This is a genomic window from Pseudomonas psychrophila, assembly GCF_001043005.1.
Taxonomy (GTDB): Bacteria; Pseudomonadota; Gammaproteobacteria; order Pseudomonadales; family Pseudomonadaceae; genus Aquipseudomonas; species Aquipseudomonas psychrophila.
In genome coordinates this window covers 25,065-44,725 of record NZ_JYKZ01000001.1, presented here as the reverse complement: position 1 = coordinate 44,725, position 19,661 = coordinate 25,065, and the positions used below count along the sequence as shown (strand labels likewise).

17 protein-coding genes are annotated in these 19,661 nt (G+C 58.6%); all 17 read right to left on the bottom strand.

All coding sequences use genetic code 11. From position 1 onward, the window contains the following. Positions 1-5: 5 nt before the first annotated feature. The gene (gene nuoM, locus TU76_RS00185) at positions 6-1,538 is read right to left on the bottom strand and encodes an NADH-quinone oxidoreductase subunit M (RefSeq protein WP_019828523.1); all 1,533 of its coding nucleotides are present in this window, start codon (positions 1,536-1,538) and stop codon (positions 6-8) included. Positions 1,539-1,576: 38 nt separating this feature from the next. Continuing rightward, positions 1,577-3,430, bottom strand: coding sequence for an NADH-quinone oxidoreductase subunit L (gene nuoL / locus TU76_RS00180; RefSeq protein WP_048350830.1), 1,854 nt, complete (start codon positions 3,428-3,430; stop codon positions 1,577-1,579). Further along, on the bottom strand, positions 3,427-3,735 hold the full coding sequence (nuoK, locus tag TU76_RS00175; protein ID WP_019412103.1) for an NADH-quinone oxidoreductase subunit NuoK: 309 nt from the start codon (positions 3,733-3,735) through the stop codon (positions 3,427-3,429). The genes nuoL and nuoK overlap by 4 nt, the downstream gene beginning before the upstream one ends. 1 nt (position 3,736) lies before the next feature. After that, entirely contained in the window at positions 3,737-4,240 is a 504-nt protein-coding gene (gene nuoJ, locus TU76_RS00170; protein WP_019828520.1) for an NADH-quinone oxidoreductase subunit J, read from the bottom strand. A 9-nt stretch (positions 4,241-4,249) separates the two neighbouring features. Beyond that, a complete protein-coding gene (gene nuoI / locus TU76_RS00165; protein ID WP_016780194.1) occupies positions 4,250-4,798 on the bottom strand; it encodes an NADH-quinone oxidoreductase subunit NuoI in 549 nt (182 codons plus the stop codon). Positions 4,799-4,810: 12 nt separating this feature from the next. Continuing rightward, the gene (gene nuoH / locus TU76_RS00160) at positions 4,811-5,818 is read right to left on the bottom strand and encodes an NADH-quinone oxidoreductase subunit NuoH (RefSeq protein ID WP_019828518.1); all 1,008 of its coding nucleotides are present in this window, start codon (positions 5,816-5,818) and stop codon (positions 4,811-4,813) included. Then, a complete protein-coding gene (nuoG, locus tag TU76_RS00155; protein WP_048350829.1) occupies positions 5,815-8,529 on the bottom strand; it encodes an NADH-quinone oxidoreductase subunit NuoG in 2,715 nt (904 codons plus the stop codon). The genes nuoH and nuoG overlap by 4 nt, the downstream gene beginning before the upstream one ends. A gap of 132 nt (positions 8,530-8,661) precedes the next feature. Then, entirely contained in the window at positions 8,662-10,017 is a 1,356-nt protein-coding gene (gene nuoF, locus TU76_RS00150; protein ID WP_019828516.1) for an NADH-quinone oxidoreductase subunit NuoF, read from the bottom strand. Beyond that, entirely contained in the window at positions 10,014-10,511 is a 498-nt protein-coding gene (gene nuoE / locus TU76_RS00145) for an NADH-quinone oxidoreductase subunit NuoE (protein WP_016780198.1), read from the bottom strand. The genes nuoF and nuoE overlap by 4 nt, the downstream gene beginning before the upstream one ends. A 2-nt stretch (positions 10,512-10,513) precedes the next feature. Beyond that, positions 10,514-12,298, bottom strand: a complete 1,785-nt coding sequence (gene nuoC, locus TU76_RS00140; RefSeq protein ID WP_019828515.1) for an NADH-quinone oxidoreductase subunit C/D — start codon at positions 12,296-12,298, stop codon at positions 10,514-10,516. A gap of 73 nt (positions 12,299-12,371) precedes the next feature. Beyond that, complete coding sequence (locus tag TU76_RS00135; protein ID WP_019828514.1) at positions 12,372-13,046, bottom strand: NuoB/complex I 20 kDa subunit family protein; 675 nt, start codon at positions 13,044-13,046, stop codon at positions 12,372-12,374. Between the two features lie 10 nt (positions 13,047-13,056). Then, positions 13,057-13,470, bottom strand: a complete 414-nt coding sequence (locus tag TU76_RS00130) for an NADH-quinone oxidoreductase subunit A (RefSeq protein WP_003446990.1) — start codon at positions 13,468-13,470, stop codon at positions 13,057-13,059. A gap of 621 nt (positions 13,471-14,091) precedes the next feature. After that, positions 14,092-15,417: an isocitrate lyase gene (aceA, locus tag TU76_RS00125; protein WP_003446991.1), complete on the bottom strand. Its 1,326-nt coding sequence runs from the start codon at positions 15,415-15,417 to the stop codon at positions 14,092-14,094. 240 nt (positions 15,418-15,657) lie between these two features. Then, complete coding sequence (locus tag TU76_RS00120; protein WP_048350828.1) at positions 15,658-16,401, bottom strand: secretin N-terminal domain-containing protein; 744 nt, start codon at positions 16,399-16,401, stop codon at positions 15,658-15,660. 189 nt (positions 16,402-16,590) lie between these two features. Beyond that, positions 16,591-17,013 (bottom strand): GNAT family N-acetyltransferase, encoded by a 423-nt coding sequence (locus tag TU76_RS00115; protein ID WP_019828511.1) that lies wholly within the window; start codon positions 17,011-17,013, stop codon positions 16,591-16,593. Next, the gene (locus TU76_RS00110; protein ID WP_019828510.1) at positions 17,006-18,172 is read right to left on the bottom strand and encodes a ribosomal protein uL16 3-hydroxylase; all 1,167 of its coding nucleotides are present in this window, start codon (positions 18,170-18,172) and stop codon (positions 17,006-17,008) included. The genes TU76_RS00115 and TU76_RS00110 overlap by 8 nt, the downstream gene beginning before the upstream one ends. Positions 18,173-18,255: 83 nt before the next feature. After that, the gene (purB, locus tag TU76_RS00105; RefSeq protein ID WP_019828509.1) at positions 18,256-19,626 is read right to left on the bottom strand and encodes an adenylosuccinate lyase; all 1,371 of its coding nucleotides are present in this window, start codon (positions 19,624-19,626) and stop codon (positions 18,256-18,258) included. Positions 19,627-19,661: the final 35 nt, after the last annotated feature.

The following is a 19,661-nucleotide window of genomic DNA, read 5'->3' as shown; positions in this document are numbered from 1 at the left end:
CGCTCTTACCGGGCCGAAGCGAGTTGAGTGAAGGCGGTGCCGAGCCATTGCTGCACGCCATGCATGGTGGCAGCCGAGGTATCGAGGAACGGTTGTGGGTACACGCCGATGAAAATCAGCAATACCGCCAGACCGAGCACCATGATCAGTTCACGTGCATCCATGCCGGCCAGTACAGCGTCCGACTTGGATGGGCCGAAATAGGCACGGTGAATCATGATCAGCGAGTAGACCGAACCAAACACCAGGCCGGTTGTTGCAATGGCCGTGATCCATGGGAAGCTGGCGAACGAGCCAATCAGGATCAGGAACTCACCCACAAAGTTACCGGTACCCGGCAAGCCTAGGGACGCCGCCGCGAAGAACAGGCTGATGGCTGGCAAGTAAGCGATCTTGGACCACAAACCACCCATCTCACGCATGTCACGGGTATGCAGACGCTCGTACAGTTGACCGCTGAGGATAAACAGCGCAGCTGCCGAAACACCGTGGGCCAGCATCTGGATCACGGCGCCTTGCAGGGCTAGCTGGCTGCCGGAGTAAATACCGATCAGTACGAAGCCCATGTGCGAAACGCTGGAGAACGCGATCAGGCGTTTGATATCGGTTTGTGCGAAGGCCAGGAAAGCACCGTAGAAAATCCCGATCAGGCCCAGGGCCATGGCAATCGGCGCAAACTCGGCCGAGGCGTTCGGGAACAGCGGCAAGGCGAAACGCAGCAGACCATACGCAGCAGTCTTCAACAGGATACCGGCCAGATCGACCGAACCTGCGGTAGGTGCCTGTGCATGAGCATCCGGCAACCAGGAGTGGAACGGTACAACCGGCAGCTTCACGGCAAACGCAATGAAGAAGCCCAGCATCAGGATGTACTCAGTGGTGAGCGACATCTTGGTTTTCAGCAACTCGGCGTAGCTGAAGGTAATCACGCCGGTGGTGTTGAAGTTGACCAGCACCAGACCCAGGATCGCCACCAGCATGATCAGGCCGGAAGCCTGAGTGAAGATGAAGAACTTGGTGGCGGCGTAGATACGGGTTTTCTTGCCGTCCGATGAGCTGTGACCCCAGAGCGCGATGAGGAAGTACATCGGCACCAGCATCATTTCCCAGAAGAAGAAGAACATGAACAGGTCGATGGCCAAGAACACGCCAACCACACCGCCCAGGATCCACATCAGGTTCAGGTGGAAGAAGCCCACGTGACGCTGAATTTCTTTCCAGGAACACAGAACCGACAGCACACCGAGCAAGCCGGTCAGCAGGATCATCAGCAGCGACAGGCCGTCCAGCGCCAGATGTACGCTGATACCGAAGCGTGCAATCCAGGTGTGCTGGAACTCAAGGGCCCAGGTCGGATCGGCGCCAGGCGCCGGTGCAAATGAGTAGTTCCCCTGGGACCACAGCCAAAGGCCGAGGGCAAGCTCAAGGGACATGGTCAGCAATGCAATCCAGCGGGGCAGGGTGGAGCCGAAACGCTCACCCAGCCAGCACAGGAGGCCGCCGATAAAGGGGATCAGGATTAGCCAAGGCAGAATCATGACGGGCTCAATTCCTTTCGCAAAGTCGAAGGTTCATATCAGACCGCTACCAACACGATGGCGCCCATGACCAGTACAGCACCGGCGGCCATGGATGCAGCGTACCAACGCAGTTGACCGGTTTCGCTGCGGCTGAGGGCGTTATGCCCGGCCTTGGCCATCTTCGGGATCAAACCAATGGTCTGGTCCAGAGGATCTTTGGCCAGCAAGCGGCAGATCAACAGGTACGGTTTGACGAACAGTTTGTCGTACAGCCAGTCGAAGCCCCAGGCAGCGAACCACCAGGCCGACAGGAAGCGACCGATGCCGCTGTTGGCGACGGCGGTTACAAAACGACGCTTGCCCAGGTACAGCAGGGCGGCGAGCAGGATACCGGCCAGGGCGATAGCCCCCGAGGCGATTTCCAGGCTGTGCTTGGCTTCACCGCCAGCATGGCCAACGCTTTGTGGCAGAACACCAGCCAGTGGCGGGGTGATCATTGCGCCGATAAACGTCGACAGTACGATCAGCACGCTCAACGGCAGCCAGTAGGTTACGCCGTGGCCTGCGTGGGCTTCAGTCTTGGCTTCACCGTGGAACGTGACGAAGATCAGGCGGAAGGTGTACAGCGAGGTCATGAACGCACCGACCAAGCCGGCATAAAGCAGTTCGTTGTTACCGCTGGCGAAGGCTTCCCAAAGAATTTCGTCCTTGGAGTAGAAACCGGCCGTCAGCAATGGCAAGGCAGACAGCGCCGCGCCACCGACGATAAAGCTGGCGTAGGCCAATGGCAGTTTTTTCCACAGGCCGCCCATCTTGAAGATGTTCTGCTCGTGGTGGCAGGCAACGATTACCGCACCCGATGCAAGGAACAACAGCGCCTTGAAGAAGGCGTGGGTCATCAGGTGGAAGATCGCGCCGTCCCAGGCACCTACGCCCAAGGCCAGGAACATGTAGCCGATCTGGCTCATGGTCGAGTAGGCAAGGATACGCTTGATGTCGGTTTGTACCAGTGCCGCGAAACCGGCCAGCACCAGGGTCACACCGCCGACAATGCCGACCAGATACAGCACGTCAGGCGCCAGAGTGAACAGGCCGTGGGTACGTGCAATCAGGTAAACACCGGCGGTAACCATGGTTGCGGCGTGGATCAGTGCCGACACCGGGGTAGGACCGGCCATCGCGTCTGCCAGCCAGGTTTGCAGCGGCAGTTGCGCAGATTTACCGACAGCGCCGCCCAGCAGCATCAGGGTTGCCAGCACGATCCAGAAATCACCGGCCTGGAACTTCTGAGGTGCCAGAACCAGCAGTTCCTGAATATTCAGCGTGCCCAGTTGCTGGAACAGGATGAACAGGCCGATGGCCAGGAACACGTCGCCGATGCGGGTCACGATAAAGGCTTTGAGTGCGGCGTTACCGTTGTTGCGGTTGCTGTAGTAGAAACCGATCAACAGGTACGAGCACAGGCCTACGCCTTCCCAGCCGAAGTACACGAACAGCAGGTTATCGGCCAGGATCAGGAACAGCATGCTGGCGATAAACAGGTTGGTGTAGGCAAAGAAACGCGAATAGCCGTTTTCACCGCGCATGTACCACGAAGCGAAGACGTGGATCAGGAAGCCAACACCAACCACCACACCGAGCATGGTGACCGACAGGCCGTCCAGATGCAGGGCGAAATTAGGCTTGAAGCCTTCCACCGACATCCACTGCCACAGCACTTGCGTGTACTCACCACCTGGCGGCGGTGCGACGTTGAATTGCCAGATCACATACGCGGCCACGATGGCCGAGAGGCCAATGGAGCCAACGCCAATCACGGCCGAGAGGTTTTCGCTGAAGCGTCCACGGGAGAACGACAGCAGCAAAAAGCCGATCAGGGGGAATACGAAAGTCAGAAAGAGAAGGTTCATCCGCGCATCTCACTGGCAGCATCGATATCAAGCGTATGGAAGCGGCGATACAGCTGCAGCAGGATCGCCAGGCCAATACTGGCCTCAGCGGCTGCCAGGGTGATCACCAGGATGAACATCACTTGTCCATCCGGCTGCGCCCAGCGTGCACCGGCAACGATGAAGGCCAGTGCAGCGGCGTTCATCATGATTTCCAGACTCATCAATACGAAGAGAATGTTGCGACGTACCATCAGGCCAACCAGACCGAGGCAGAACAGGATGCCCGCTACCGCGAGACCATGTTCGAGAGGTATTCCTGGCATGTTATTGCTCCTTCGCCTCAGTGCGGCCCAAGTGGAACGCCGTCACCGCTGCAGCGAGCAGCAGCATCGAGGCGAGTTCAACCACCAGCAGATACGGGCCGAACAGGCTGATGCCCACGGCTTTTGCATCAATGGTGGTTTGGCCGATTGCCGCACCGCTCTGGTGAGCGAACAGCACGTACAGCAATTGGGCCAGCAGGATGGCCGACAAAATGCTCGGCCCGATCCAGATGCCCGGTTTGAGCCAATGACGTTCTTGCGTCACCGAGGCAGGGCCCTGGTTGAGCATCATCACCACGAACACAAACAGAACCATGATGGCACCGGCGTAAGCGATCACTTCGAGCACACCGGCAAAGGGTGCGCCCAGGCTAAAGAACGTCATCGCCACGGCAATCAGCGAAATAATCAGGTAGAGCAGGGCGTGCACAGGGTTGGTGTTGGTGATCACGCGTAGCGTGGACACGACAGCGACACCCGATGCGAAATAGAAAGCGAATTCCATCGTTCTTCCTTAAGGCAGCAAGCTCTTCACGTTGATCGGCTCGGCTTCGTTCTGGGCAGCGCCTTTCGGCTTGCCTTCAACGGCCATACCCGCAACACGATAGAAGTTGTAATCAGGGTTCTTACCGGGACCGGAGATCAGCAGATCTTCTTTCTCGTACACCAGATCCTGACGTTTGAACTCGGCCATCTCGAAATCCGGTGTCAGCTGGATCGCGGTGGTCGGGCAGGCTTCCTCACACAGACCGCAAAAAATGCAGCGTGAGAAGTTGATGCGGAAGAACTCCGGGTACCAGCGACCATCTTCGGTTTCGGCTTTTTGCAGCGAGATGCAGCCTACCGGGCACGCTACGGCGCACAGGTTACAGGCTACACAACGCTCTTCGCCGTCCGGGTCGCGGGTCAGGACAATCCGGCCACGGTAGCGTGGTGGCAGGTAGACCGGTTCTTCCGGGTATTGCAGCGTGTCACGCTTGCGGAAGGCATGGCCAAACACCATCACCAAGCTGCGAAGCTGGGTGTAGGTGCCATGCACGATGTCAAACAGGTACTTGAACATGGGTCTCTATCCTCACTGAACCGCGCCGGCGGGCGTGTTCAACAACACGACTGCGGCGGTCACCAGCAAATTGATCAGGGTCAGCGGCAGGCAGAACTTCCAGCTGAAGTCCATCACTTGGTCATACCGTGGGCGCGGAATAGAAGCGCGCAGCAGGATGAAGATCATGATGAAAAACGCGGTCTTCAGGGCGAACCAGATAAACGGGATCTGCGGCAGGATGCCGAAAGGCCCGTGCCAGCCACCGAAGAACAAAGTCACCAGCAACGCCGAGATCAACACGATCCCGATGTACTCACCAACGAAGAACATGCCCCACTTCATGCCGGCGTATTCAATGTGGTAACCATCGGCCAGTTCCTGTTCTGCTTCTGGCTGGTCGAAGGGGTGACGGTGAGTCACGGCTACGCCTGCGATGAAGAAGGTCAGGAAACCGAAGATTTGCGGAATGATGAACCACAGGTTCTGCGCCTGGTATTCCACGATGTCGCGCATGTTGAACGAGCCAACCTGCACCACGATGCCCATCAGCGCCAGGCCCATGAACACTTCGTAGGAAACCGTCTGTGCCGAGGCACGCAAGGCACCCAGCAGCGCGAACTTGTTGTTGCTCGACCAGCCTGCAAACAACACCGCATAGACCGACAGACCGGCCATGGCGAAGAAGAACAGGATGCCGACGTTCAGATCCGCCACGCCCCAGGTCGGGGTGATCGGGATAATCGCGAAGGCGATCAGCAAGGCGCTCATGGCCACAACCGGTGCCAGGGTGAAGATCACCTTGTCGGCAAACGGTGGGGTCCAGTCTTCCTTGAAGAACATCTTGATCATGTCGGCTGCGATCTGGAACGCGCCAAACGGGCCAACGCGGTTCGGACCGTAACGGTCTTGCCACAAGGCCAGCAGGCGACGTTCTACCCAACTGAGCAGCGCGCCGCAAACGACTACGGCGAGCAGGATCACCACGGCTTTGAGCACCGAGATAATCACGTCGATCACTTCAGGTGTGAACCAGGTCATTGGGCTGCCTCCTGCAAACCGTCAACGGTAAGGCCAAAGATCGCTGGCGGGATACCGGCAAGCCCTGCAGGCAATGCCACCAGACCTGAACCCAGCTCTTCATTGATACGCAGCGGCAGACGCAGGGTCACGCCGGCAACGTTGAGGCTGAGCAGGGCACCTTCATTGACACCCAGACGATCGGCTTCGGATTTGGCCAGTGCGATGTAAGCAGCCGGAATGCGCTCTTGAACCGGTGCGGCTTTCGAAGAGTTCTCTTCGCTGCCCAACAGGTGGAAGAACGGCACCACTTGCCAGGTACCGCGTGCCGGGTTGAATGCGCCCGGAATGTTGGCAAACCAGCTCAGCGAATCACCTTCGCTTTCGATCAGGCGGGTGCCCGGGTCGCCAGCACGGATATGACCACCGACTTCGTCCTGGAACTTGTTCCACGCTTGTGGCGAGTTCCAGCCCGGCGACCAGGCGAACGGCACTTGTTGGCGCGGTTCGACGGAGCCCGAGTAACCTTCCATGGAGAAGGCGAACGCGGTGTCCGGGTCTTGTGGGGTGCGAGGCTCGTGCACGCTGATGTTGGCGCGCATGGCGGTACGGCCGCTGTAACGCAGCGGTTCGCGAGCCAGCTTCATGCCTTTGATGCGGAACGCAGCAGACGGCGCGGCATCAATGATGCGGGCCAGTGCAGGTGTGCTTGCAGCCGTGGCTTGAGTGACATGGTCGAGCAAGGTCCAGTCAACCGGCTTGTTCAGCAGGGTACTGCGCAGTGCGTGCAACCAGCGCCAGCCTTCGTGAACCAGAATGCTGGCGTCCAGGTAAGTCGGGTCGAACACCTGGAAGAAGCGTTGGGCGCGGCCTTCCTGGCTGACCAGTGTACCGTCGCCTTCTGCGAAGCTTGCGGCCGGCAGTACCAGATCGGCACGGTCGGTGGTCGCAGTCTTCTGGTGGTCGGCAACGATCACCACTTTGGCAGCGTCCAGCGCAGCGTTGACCTTGACCGCGTCAACACGGGTGAACAGGTCGTTTTCCAGTACCACGATGGCGTCGGCTTTACCGTCGATCACGGCTTGCAAGGCTGCGTCTACCGAGTCGCCGCCCAGCATGGCCAGGCCAAGGCTGTTGGCTTCCGGCACGATGAGGCTGATGGAACCGGCCTTCTCGCGCAGGTGCAGGGCTTTGGCGATGTTACCTGCGGCTTCGATCAGGGCTTTGGAGCCCAGGGAAGTACCGGCAATGATCAGTGGACGTTTGGCGGCGAGCAGAGCGTTGGCAATGCGTTGCGCCAGTTCCAGGGCTTCAGCATCCAGACCGGCAACGGCTGGGGCGCTGGCGTCGATGGCATGGGCTACTGCAAAACCAATGCGGGCCAGATCGTCCGGTGCTGCATGGACGCATTCCTCAGCCACGTCATCGAGCTTGGTTTCAGCCAGGCTTGCGATAAACAACGGGTTCAGCGCATGCTGGCCGATGTTTTTCACGGCGGCATCGAGCCATGGCTGAACGCGCATGGCGTCGGCCATTTCTTCAGCCTTGCCCTTGACCGATTGACGCAACGACAGCGCCATACGGGCTGCAGTCTGGGTCAGGTCTTCGCCGAGGACGAAAATGGCGTCGTGATCTTCGATCTCGCGCATGTTCGGCACTGGCAGCGGGCTGTCTTTCAGTACTTGCAGCACCAGACGGATGCGGTCCAGCTCACCGGCTTCGATGCCTGAGTAGAAGTGCTCGGCGCCGACCAGTTCGCGTAACGCGTAGTTGCTTTCGAGGCTGGCGCGGGGCGAACCGATACCGACGATGTTGCGACCGCGCAGCAGGTCAGCGGCTTTGTCCAGTGCGGCGTCCAGGCTCAGCTTAGTGCCGTCGGCCAGCAGTGGCTGGCGTGGACGATCGGTGCGGTTGACGTAGCCATAGCCGAAACGGCCACGGTCACACAGGAAGTACTGGTTGACCGAACCGTTGAAGCGGTTTTCGATGCGACGCAGTTCGCCATAGCGTTCGCCCGGGCTGATGTTACAGCCGCTGGAGCAACCGTGGCAGATGCTTGGGGCAAACTGCATGTCCCACTTGCGGTTGTAGCGCTCGGAGTGGGTTTTGTCGGTAAACACACCGGTCGGGCAGACTTCGGTGAGGTTGCCCGAGAACTCGCTTTCGAGCACGCCGTCTTCAACGCGACCGAAGTACACATTGTCGTGGGCGCCGAAAACGCCGAGGTCAGTACCACCCGCGTAGTCTTTATAGAAGCGTACGCAGCGATAGCAGGCGATGCAGCGGTTCATTTCGTGGGAAATGAACGGGCCCAGTTGCTGGTTCTGGTGGGTACGCTTGGTGAAGCGATAACGGCGCTCGTTGTGACCGGTCATCACGGTCATGTCTTGCAGGTGGCAGTGACCGCCTTCTTCGCACACCGGGCAGTCGTGCGGGTGGTTGGTCATCAACCATTCAACGACGCTGGCGCGAAACACTTTCGCTTCTTCGTCGTCGATGGAGATCCAGCTACCGTCGGTGGCCGGTGTCATGCACGACATGACGATACGACCACGCTTGTCGTTCTCGTCGGTGTACTGCTTGACGGCGCATTGGCGGCAAGCGCCAACACTGCCCAGGGCAGGGTGCCAGCAGAAATACGGGATATCGAGACCTAGCGACAGACACGCCTGTAACAGGTTGTCTGCCCCATCGACTTCGAGATCTTTGCCGTCTACGTGGATAGTGGCCATTGTTCAAAGGTCTTCGTTGGCCCGGTGTCAGCGGGCGTGGCTAATGGAATCTTGTTATGCGTTCGAAACAACTCAGCCTCACGGCGTTATCGAACGATCAGAGAGCGGCACGGACCGCTCTCCTACAGAGCGTTACGCGCCGATTACAATCGGGCGTGCCAGAGGTGGAACCCCGGGTTTTGCTTGCGCAATACCGGCTTCGAACTCTGGACGGAAATACTTGATCGCGCTGCCCAATGGCTCCACGGCACCCGGTGCGTGAGCACAGAACGTCTTGCCAGGGCCGAGGAAACCGACCAGACCCAGCAGGGTCTCGATATCGCCGGGCTGACCTTCGCCGTGTTCAATCGCCATCAGGAGCTTGACGCTCCACGGCAGACCATCACGGCAAGGGGTGCAGAAACCGCACGATTCGCGAGCGAAGAACTGTTCCATGTTGCGCAGCAGAGACACCATGTTGACGCTGTCGTCGACGGCCATGGCCAGGCCGGTACCCATACGGGTGCCGACCTTGGCGATACCACCGGCGTACATTTGTGCATCCAGATGCTCTGGCAGCAGGAAGCCCGTACCGGCGCCGCCGGGTTGCCAGCACTTGAGCTTGAAGCCGTCGCGCATGCCGCCAGCGTAGTCTTCGAACAGCTCGCGAGCGGTCACGCCGAACGGCAGTTCCCACAGGCCAGGGTTCTTCACTTTGCCGGAGAAGCCCATGAGCTTGGTGCCCATGTCTTCGCTGCCTTCGCGAGCGATGGATTTGTACCAGTCAACGCCGTTGCCGATGATGGCCGGAACGTTGCACAGGGTTTCAACGTTGTTCACGCAGGTCGGCTTGCCCCATACGCCCACAGCGGCCGGGAATGGCGGCTTGGAACGTGGGTTGGCGCGACGGCCTTCGAGGGAGTTGATCAGTGCGGTTTCTTCACCGCAGATGTAACGCCCGGCGCCGGTGTGAACGAACAGTTCGAAGTCAAACCCCGAGCCCAGGATGTTCTTGCCCAGCAGGCCTGCTGCCTTGGCTTCTTCAACAGCACGGCGCAGGTGCACTGCAGCCGTGGTGTATTCGCCACGCAGGAAGATATAGCCGCGGTAGGTTTTCAGTGCACGGGCACTGATCAGCATGCCTTCGATGAGCAGATGGGGCAGTTGCTCCATCAGCATGCGGTCTTTCCAGGTGTTGGGTTCCATTTCATCGGCGTTACACAGCAGGTAACGGATGTTCATGGACTCGTCTTTAGGCATCAGCCCCCACTTCACGCCCGTGGGGAAGCCCGCACCGCCGCGACCCTTGAGGCCGGCGTCTTTCACGGTCTGGACGATATCGTCCGTCGCCATGTCAGCGAATGCCTTGCGCGCAGCGGCGTAACCGTCTTTGGCCTGGTACTCGTCCAGCCATACCGGCTCGCCGTCGTCACGCAGACGCCAGGTCAGGGGGTGGGTTTCTGCCGAACGCTTGATCAGGTTGGCAGGGCCGAAAGAAGTCAGGGTCATGGGTAGGCCTCCAACAACGTGGCGACGCCAGCAGGCTGCACGTCACCGAATGTGTCGTCGTCGATCATCAACGCCGGCGCCTTGTCGCAGTTGCCCAGGCAGCATACTGGCAGCAGCGTGAAGCGGCCGTCAGCAGTGGTCTGGCCCAGGCCGATGCCCAGCTTGTTCTGGATTTCACCAACCACCGATTCGTGGCCGCCGATGTAGCAGACCATGCTGTCGCACACGCGGATGATGTGACGGCCAACGGGCTGGCGGAAGATCTGGCTGTAGAACGTGGCCACACCTTCAACGTCGCTGGCAGGGATGCCCAGCAGTTCGCCGATGGCGTAAATCGCGCCGTCTGGCACCCAGCCGCGTTCCTTCTGAACGATCTTCAGGGCTTCGATCGACGCTGCGCGTGGATCTTCGTAGTGATGCATCTCGTGCTCGATGGCCGAGCGCTCGGTTTCGCTCAGGGCGAAACGGTCTGTCTGGATAAGCGTGCTGTTCATGCTTAGCGGTCCACGTCGGCCATAACGAAATCGATACTACCCAGGTACGCAATCAAGTCCGCGACCATTTCACCTTTGATCACCGAAGGGATCTGCTGCAGGTGCGGGAAGCTTGGGGTGCGAATCCGGGTGCGGTAGCTCATGGTGCCGCCATCGCTCGTCAGGTAATAACTGTTGATGCCCTTGGTCGCTTCGATCATCTGGAAGGATTCGTTGGCCGGCATGACCGGGCCCCACGAAACTTGCAGGAAGTGCGTGATCAAGGTCTCGATGTGCTGCAGCGTGCGTTCTTTAGGCGGCGGCGTGGTCAGCGGGTGATCCGCCTTGTACGGGCCTGCCGGCATGTTGCGCATGCACTGCTCGATGATTTTCAGGCTCTGGCGCATTTCTTCGACACGCACGATGCAACGATCGTAAGCGTCGCCGTTGGCCGCCAGCGGGACTTCAAATTCGAAGTTCTCGTAGCCGGAGTACGGGCGTGCTTTACGGATGTCGAAATCACAACCGGTCGAACGCAGGCCGGCACCGGTGACGCCCCATTCCAGGGCCTCTTTGGTGTTGTAGGCGGCAACGCCGATGGTACGGCCACGCAGGATGCTGTTGTCCAGAGCGGCTTTCTGGTACTCGTCCAGACGCTTTGGCATCCAGTCGATAAATTCCTGAACCAGTTTTTCCCAACCGCGGGGCAGGTCGTGTGCAACGCCGCCGATGCGGTACCAGGCCGGGTGCAGACGGAAACCGGTGATGGCTTCGATCACTTTGTAGGCGCGCTGACGGTCGGTGAAGGTGAAGAACACCGGGGTCATGGCGCCCACGTCCTGGATGTAAGTACCCAGGAAAAGCAGGTGGCTGGTGATGCGGAAGAACTCGGCCATCATGATGCGGATGGTGTCGACCCGATCCGGAACCTTGATACCGGCGAGCTTCTCGACCGAGAGCACGTAAGGCAGGTTGTTCATCACGCCGCCGAGGTAGTCGATACGGTCGGTGTACGGGATGAAGCTGTGCCAGGACTGGCGCTCTGCCATTTTCTCGGCACCACGGTGGTGGTAGCCGACGTCTGGCACGCAGTCGACGATCTCTTCACCGTCCAGCTGCAGGATGATACGGAAGGCACCGTGGGCCGAAGGGTGGTTCGGGCCCAGGTTGAGGAACATGTAGTCCTCGTTTTCGCCGGAACGCTTCATGCCCCAGTCTTCAGGACGGAAACGTGCGGCTTCCTCTTCCAGTTGCACCTTGGCCAGGGTCAGGCTGTACGGGTCAAACTCGGTGGCACGGGCCGGGAAGTCCTTGCGCAGCGGGTGACCTTCCCACGTCGGCGGCATCATGATGCGCGACAGGTGAGGGTGGCCTTTGAAGTCGATGCCGAACATGTCCCAGACTTCGCGCTCGTACCAGTTGGCGTTCGGCCAGATACCGGTCACGGTCGGTACGCTGAGGTCGCTCTCGGACAAGGCGACCTTGATCATTACGTCACTATTACGTTCAAGCGACATCAGGTGATAGAAGACGGTGAAGTCTGCACCCGATGGCAGGCCCTGACGCTTGGTACGCAGACGTTCGTCTACACCGTGCAAGTCATAGAGCATGACGTAAGGTTTTGGCAGGTTACGCAGGAAGGTCAGGACTTCAACCAGTTTTGCGCGGGTAACCCAAAGCACCGGCATGCCGGTGCGCGTGGCCTGGGCGGTGAACGCCTCAGGGCCAAAACGGGTATTGAGTTCGACAACCACATCTTGGTCGTCAGCCTTATAAGGCGGGATGTACAGAGCGGAGCCTGTAGTCATGGTTTTTTATCGCTTTCGGTCAACGTAAAGAATGAAGCCAGTGTTTCGTTCTATTGATAGAAACGGCGCTGGATCAGACTTCGTCGGGGCTGCGCAGGTTGGTTACCTGAATACGCTGTTCACGGCGCTGTTCCTTTTGGGACGGCATCTCGGCGCGGTAAACGCCTTGGTCGCCGACAACCCAGGAAAGTGGGCGACGCTCCTGGCCAATCGACTCTTGCAAGAGCATCAAGCCTTGCAGAAAAGCCTCTGGGCGGGGTGGGCAGCCTGGCACGTAAACGTCCACGGGCAGGAACTTGTCAACCCCTTGAACCACGGAGTAGATGTCGTACATGCCGCCGGAGTTGGCGCAAGAACCCATGGAAATAACCCACTTAGGCTCAAGCATTTGCTCATAGAGACGCTGAATGATCGGCGCCATCTTGATGAAGCAGGTACCGGCGATAACCATGAAATCCGCCTGACGCGGCGATGCCCGGATAACTTCGGCGCCAAAGCGCGCGATGTCGTGGGGGGCCGTGAAGGCGGTGGTCATTTCCACGTAGCAGCATGACAGGCCGAAGTTGTACGGCCACAGGGAGTTTTTACGCCCCCAGTTGACCGTGCCGTTCAGCACGTCTTCCAGCTTGCCCATGAAGATGTTTTTGTGGACTTGATCTTCTAACGGATCGGCAACGGTTTCCCGTGTGCCGATCGGGTATTGCTCGTTAGGAGCATCCGGGTCGATCCTGGTGAGTTCGTATTGCATTGCCAAAGCCTCATTGTTTCAGCTTGGCCTGCCGCTTGCGACGAGCTTCCGGTGCCCAATCAAGAGCACCCACCCGAAATAGGTAGACAAGGCCTGCCAACAGAATTGCTATGAAAACGAGAGCTTCGACGAATCCGGTCCAGCCGCTTTCGCGAACAGACACAGACCATGCAAAGAGAAAGAGGGCTTCGATATCGAAGATCACGAACAGCATCGCGACCAGATAGAATTTGGCTGAGAGCCGCAAGCGGGCGCCACCGGTAGGTAGCATGCCGGACTCGAACGGTTCGTTTTTGCTGCGCCCCCAGGCTTTTGACCCGAGGAGGCTGGAGACACCGAGCATGAAGGCGCAAAGGCCGACAACACCGAGAAGGAAAATGGCAAAGCCCCAGTTGTGGGCTATGAGTCCTGTCGCTTCGGGCATGCTGGAAATCCTTAACAGAGAGCAAAGGTCTCTGAGCTTAAAAAGGTAATAAAGCAGTGACGTTATGTCGCAGTGCTATTGATTGCCGGGATTTTATGGCTAAACACCCAGCAAGTAAATTTTCTAAGATGAATTAATTCAGTCCTTTAGTGGTATGGCCTTCCTCGAATGTGCTGTAGGCCATGCGCTGCGGGCATTACAGCCTGTTTTGTTGATTATGTTTTACAACGACGGTAATCAACAATAGCAACTCTAAATGATAATCAATATTATTTAAGTGTGGTGGTGTGCTGTGCGCCGGTTCAAGTTGGCTTATATAGGTGCGGTTAGCAAGTTTTGAACTTGGCTTTTTAACCCGGTTTTTGTTTTGGCGTATGGATCTGGGTCAGGGTTTTGTCGGATGGGCAGGGCCGTGGGATTTCTTTCTGTGGGAGCGGGCTTGCTCGCGATACTGACAACTCGGTACTCCAGGCATGGCGCGGTGATGCCATCGCGAGCAAGCCCGCTCCCACAGCATCGGTGTAAATTCCGGGCAAAAAAACGCCCCGAGCCAGTCGGGGCGTCATGTGCGAGGCATTGCGTTTTTGCTTTACGAGCCGGGCAATGGCCGTTGTTCCATTATCAGTGGAACTGTTCTTCTTCGGTCGAGCCGGTCAGCGCGGTGACTGAAGACGAGCCGCCCTGGATCACGGTGGTCATGTCGTCAAAGTAGCCAGTGCCCACTTCCTGCTGGTGAGCCACGAAGGTGTAGCCCTTGGCGGCGTCAGCGAATTCCTGCTCTTGCAGTTTTACGTAGGCCGTCATGTCGTTGCGGGCGTAGTCGTGCGCCAGGTTGAACATGCTGTGCCACATGTTGTGGATGCCAGCCAGGGTGATGAACTGGTGTTTGTAGCCCATTGCCGACAGTTCACGCTGGAACTTGGCGATGGTCGCGTCGTCCAGGTTTTTCTTCCAGTTGAAGGAAGGCGAGCAGTTGTACGACAGCAGTTGGTCTGGGTATTCCTTTTTGATCGCTTCAGCAAAGCGACGGGCTTCATCAAGGTCCGGCTTGGCCGTTTCGCACCAGATCAGGTCGGCATAAGGCGCGTAAGCCAGGCCACGAGCAATGGCTTGATCCAGGCCGGCGCGTACTTTGTAGAAGCCTTCCTTGGTGCGCTCACCTGTCACGAACGGCTGGTCATACGGATCGCAATCAGAAGTCAGCAGATCAGCCGCGTTGGCGTCGGTGCGGGCCAGGATGATGGTCGGCGTGCCGGCAACGTCAGCCGCCAGGCGAGCGGCAGTCAGCTTTTGTACGGCTTCCTGGGTCGGAACCAGTACCTTGCCGCCCATGTGGCCGCATTTTTTAACGGATGCCAGCTGGTCTTCGAAGTGAACGCCGGCGGCGCCTGCTTCGATCATGCTTTTCATCAGTTCGTAAGCGTTGAGGACGCCGCCGAAACCGGCTTCAGCGTCAGCTACGATTGGAGCGAAGTAGTCGATGTAGCCCTGGTCGCCCGGGTTTTTGCCGGCTTTCCACTGGATCTGGTCAGCGCGGCGGAACGAGTTGTTGATGCGCTTGACCACGGTTGGGACGGAGTCCACCGGGTACAGCGACTGATCCGGGTACATGGATTCGGCAGAGTTGTTATCTGCCGCCACTTGCCAACCCGACAGGTAAATAGCCTGGATACCAGCTTTAACCTGTTGAACCGCTTGGCCCCCGGTCAGGGCGCCCATGCAGTTGACGAAATCTTTCTCAGGACGGAAGGACGGGTGTGCGCCCTGTGTCACCAGTTTCCACAGCTTGTCGGCACCCATTTTTGCAAAGGTGTGCTCGGGTTGAACCGAGCCGCGCAGGCGGACCACGTCAGCAGCGGAGTAATCGCGAGTCACGCCTTTCCAGCGTGGATTTTCGGCCCAGTCTTTTTCAAGGGCTGCAATTTGCTGTTCGCGTGTCAGTGCCATGGAGATAAACCTCGTCGCATAGGTCTGGGTTGAAAAATGTTTGCTCCACCAGGCACACAACAATGTTGTTGGAATGAGTGCGTGAATGGCTACTCGCTGAGGGCGGTACGGGCCCCAGAGCCTTTGCAGGCTTCTGATCAGCGGGAGCGGGGCCATCATGCCCTTGCATTTTTGAGGCGTCAAATGTTTTGTAGTGCTTTTTTAATAACACTACATAATTGCGGAAAAACGACCCGTCAGTCAGTTTTGGCCCTTTTGGTCGAGTGCATCGACTTTTACCCGAACCGTCATGTCATCCCGGCTTTGAGTAGAGTAGCTGCGGGTTTGCGCCTCATTGTCGGTTTGATTTCGACCGTTGGTGCCCGCCAGGGTGATCCATTGCCCCAAAGGCCCGCTGACGTGTGTGTCGCTACTTTGAATGTTCACTACATCAGGCTGCTCCTGGCTCATTCGATCCCGAGTCGTACTGATCGCCAGGTGTACCGTTTCACCTGTAACGCTGGCGGTGACGTAAAAGCCCTGGGTGACGTTGCGATAGTCGGTCTGCGCCATCACCCGGCCATAAACGTCTGTCTGGATGCTGGTTAGTGGCACGCTTTGCCCTGTTTGAATGAATGCAGGGGTGCCCTCGGTGGTCTGGATTTGCTGAGTGCCGCCGTCGCGGCTTGCGGTACTGATTACGCGGGTGTTCGGGGCGGTGTCCGCGAGGTTGCTGTCGCGGGTGTCGACAGTGATCAGCAAGCGTCTGGCAGGCTTGTCGAGTTTCGAGAGCAGGTCTTCGAGGTTTTGAATTTTTGAGGCAGATGCCTCGACGATCAATTGATTGCCGTAAGCGCTGACCTTGCCGTTTTTGCCGACAAAGTTTTGGGCGATGGGGAGCAGCTCCGTGCTGGTGCGGTTCTGCAGGGTGATGACCTGCGTGTCGGCCTGGGCGCTGAGGCTGGATGCCAGCAAGAGGCTGGCGATGATGGCGCGTAGGGACATGTCCGTTATCTCCGCAATGCTGAAAAAGCTTGAAGGGAGTGTGCCAGATAGCAAAACGCCCCGCGATCCGAAGATGGCAGGGCGTTTTGCAAAACTACTGTGGGAGCGAGCCTGCTCGCGACGTTTTCAAGAGCGCCGCGCTAACAGCCTTCGCGAGCAGGCTCGCTCCCACAAAGATGGGTGTGGCAGTTAGCTCCCGCGCACCATGTCAACGTGCGGAATCCCTGCTTCCAGGAACTCGTCGCTGACAATCTTGAAGCCCAGGCGCTCATAGAACGGCGTGGCGTGCACTTGTGCGCTGAGCATTTGCTGCTTAAGACCGCGTTTTTCAGCTTCGTCGATCGTGGCTTGCATCAACGCATCGCCAACTTTCAGGCCGCGCCAGTCCTTGAGCACCGATACGCGGCCGATGTGGCCGTCCGGCAGCAACCGGGCGGTACCAATCGGAAAGTCGCCTTCATAGGCCAGAAAATGCACGGCATCGGCATCGTCTGCATCCCACTCCAGTTCTGGAGGTACAGATTGTTCGGCAATAAACACCGCCTCACGAATGCGTCGAAGTTCGGCGTTGTCCTTTTGCCAGTCGGCGACACGTACGTGAATGCTATTCATCAGCGAACCCCAGGCTTCCTTGTTTGACCAGCTCACAGAGCAGGTCGCGTCCATCTTCATCGGCCAGCCATGAGCCGAGGTTGTCACTGTGCAGCGCGTCTGCGGAGCAAATCATTTTCAGCAATTCGCGCAGCTTGCCCGGCAGCAGGCGGCTTTGACCGCTGGCGAACAGCAGCAGGTCTTCATCGACCTCGGACCAGGCCAGGCGGGCGCTCGGGTTGCGGATCAGGATTGCGCCCTGTTCCAGGCTGCCCAGCAGGTCTTCTTCTTCGAGTTCAGGGCCGACCACGAGTTCCGGATAGCGCGGTTCTGTCATGAACTGGCCGAACCAGGTCAGCAGCATGCGCTCGTCGCTCATGTGCTCAGCCAGCAAGCCTTTCAGGCGGTCCAGGGCATCACGCTGGATCTGGTGCGGATCGCTCACCGGTTGCGCGTCGGCGTCGGTGTAGCGTTCTTCGTCTGACAGGTACTGGCTGAGGAAGTCGGTGAAGTGGGTCAGCACTTCAGCGGCGCTTGGTGCGCGGAAGCCTACCGAGTACGTCAGGCAGTCGTCCACGGCGACGCCACAATGGGCCAGGCGCGGCGGCAGGTAGAGCATGTCGCCGGGTTCCAGGGTCCACTCGTCGGTGGCCTGGAAGTCGGCCAGGATGCGCAGGTCGGCGTGCTCCAGCAGCTTGCTCTCGGAGTCGCACATCTGGCCGATCTGCCAGTGGCGCTTGCCGTGGCCTTGCAGCAGGAATACGTCGTAGTTGTCGAAGTGCGGACCCACACTGCCGCCCGGAGCGGCATAGCTGATCATCACGTCGTCGATCCGCCAGCTAGGCAGGAAGCGGAAGTTTTCCAGCAGCTCGTTGACTTCGGGCACGAACTGGTCGACCGCTTGCACCAGCAGGGTCCATTCACGCTCAGGCAGCTTGCCGAATTCGTCTTCAGCGAACGGGCCGCGGCGCAATTCCCATGGGCGCTCGCCGTGTTCGATGATCAGGCGCGATTCGACTTCTTCTTCAAGCGCCAGACCGGCCAGTTCGTCGGCGTCGATCGGGCTTTCGAAGTCAGGAATGGCCTGACGGACCAGCAGTGGCTTTTTCTGCCAGTAGTCGCGCATGAACTCGCGTGCAGTGATGCCGCCCAGAAGTTGAAGAGGAATATCAGGATTCATGTGTAACCTATTGAAAAATTGCACTTTGTAATCGGGAATAAAAACGCCCGGCACGGCCGGGCGTTAATAGGTCGTTGCAGCGATCAGATGCGCTTGGCTTGCTCGACCGCGTTGCCAATGTAGTTGGCAGGGGTCAGCAGTTTCAGCTCGGCTTTGGCCGCTTCCGGCATTTCAAGGCCGTCGATGAAAGTTTGCAGTGCTTCAGGGCTGATGCCCTTGCCGCGGGTCAGCTCTTTGAGCTTCTCGTACGGGTTTTCAATGTTGTAGCGGCGCATTACGGTCTGGATCGGCTCGGCCAGGACTTCCCAGCAAGCATCCAGGTCGGCAGCGATCTTTTGCGCGTTAAGCTCAAGCTTGCTGATGCCTTTGAGGCTGGCTTCGTACGCGATGACGCTATGGGCAAAGCCCACGCCGAGGTTGCGCAGTACGGTGGAGTCGGTCAGGTCACGCTGCCAGCGGGAAATTGGCAACTTGCTGGCCAAATGCTGGAACAGGGCGTTGGCGATACCCAGGTTGCCTTCGGAGTTTTCGAAGTCGATCGGGTTGACCTTGTGCGGCATGGTCGAGGAACCGATTTCGCCGGCAATGGTGCGCTGCTTGAAGTAGCCCAGGGAGATGTAGCCCCAGATATCTCGATCGAAGTCGATCAGGATGGTGTTGAAGCGGGCGATTGCATCGAACAGCTCGGCGATGTAGTCGTGCGGCTCGATCTGGGTGGTGTAGGGGTTGAAGCCCAGGCCCAGTTCGTCTTCGATAAAGGCGCGGGCGTTTTCTTCCCAGTCGATTTGCGGATAAGCCGACAGGTGGGCGTTGTAGTTGCCTACGGCGCCGTTGATTTTACCCAGCAGCGGTACGGCTGCAACCTGAGCGATTTGACGCTCCAGGCGGTAAACCACGTTGGCCAGTTCTTTGCCCAGGGTGGTCGGCGAAGCCGGTTGACCGTGGGTGCGCGACAGCATGGGCACGTCAGCGAACTTGATGGCCAGTTCGCGGATGGCTTGGGCGGTTTGACGCATCAGCGGCAGCATCACGTCATCACGGCCTTCACGCAGCATCAGGGCGTGGGACAGGTTGTTGATGTCCTCGCTGGTGCAGGCGAAGTGGATGAACTCACTGACGTTGGCCAGTTCAGGCAGCTTGGCAGCCTGCTCCTTGAGCAGGTACTCAATGGCTTTAACGTCGTGGTTGGTGGTGCGCTCGATTTCTTTGACGCGCTCGGCGTGCTCCAGCGAGAAGTTTTCGGCCAGCTCATTGAGAACGGCGTTGGCTTGCTCGGAAAAAGCCGGGACTTCAGGGATGGCAGCGTGAGCAGCCAGGCGCTGGAGCCAGCGTACTTCAACCAGAACGCGAGCACGGATCAAGCCGTATTCGCTGAAAATTGGGCGCAGGGCCTGGGTTTTGCCGGCGTAGCGGCCGTCAACAGGGGAAACCGCAGTGAGCGAAGAGAGCTTCATGGGGTGTTCTCGGACAGTCGGGCAACGAAATGGGG